The following is a 749-nucleotide window of genomic DNA, read 5'->3' as shown; positions in this document are numbered from 1 at the left end:
CTACACGAAGGTTCTGTTGCAAAGTTTGAAAAAAACACAAACTCGTTTACAAAATATAGTTATGATCTAAGCGGTTCGGAATAACTCCTGTAATTCATTGTACGTCGAAAAAGAGAAGTCTGGAATGTGACTTCTCTTTTGTTTGTATATAGCATGAATCGTTTCGATTCCTTTAATAGTACGAGAAGCATGACGAAGAGTGTGAAATCCAGCTGATTTCACAAATCGGCGTTTGACATGTCGATGATCCTGTTTAATAAGATTATTACGATGTTTAATCGTACAGTGTTTGGTATGTGTATAATAATGGGCTTTTTGTCATTTTTTAAATGCACAAAGCAAAGCAGGAGCCTTGTCTGTCATAAGAACCAATGGTTCTCCAAACTGCTTGATCAGCCTTTTCATGAAGGAATAAGCTGCTTGATGATTACGTGTTTTTCGAAGTTGAAAGTCCAGTGTATGTCCATCACTATCAATGGCGCGATATAAATAACACCATTCTCCTTTGACTTTAATATACATCTCATCCAAATGCCAAGCCTGGTGTGCTGATTTGTTTTTCTTCTTCCACATTTGATAGATGAGATTGCCATATTCATGTACCCAACGCATGATGGTTGTAGGATGAACCGATACACCACGTTCTTTCAAGATTTCAGATACGTCACGATAGCTTAAAGAAAAACGACAGTAGTAGCCAACGGCTACTAAAATAATGTCTTTCTTGAACTGTTTTCCTTTAAAGTATC

The 749-nt window shown here is 36.8% G+C and carries 1 pseudogene; it reads right to left on the bottom strand.

Annotated features, from left to right (window positions below):
• Positions 1-66 precede the first annotated feature (66 nt).
• Positions 67-749: pseudogene (locus CN409_RS30955) on the bottom strand (IS6 family transposase); the annotation flags it as partial.

Source organism: Bacillus sp. AFS012607 (assembly GCF_002558005.1).
Classification (GTDB): domain Bacteria; phylum Bacillota; class Bacilli; order Bacillales; family Bacillaceae_G; genus Bacillus_A; species Bacillus_A thuringiensis_S.
Note: the sequence above shows the minus strand (reverse complement) of the source record. Positions and strands in the feature narration are given on the sequence as shown.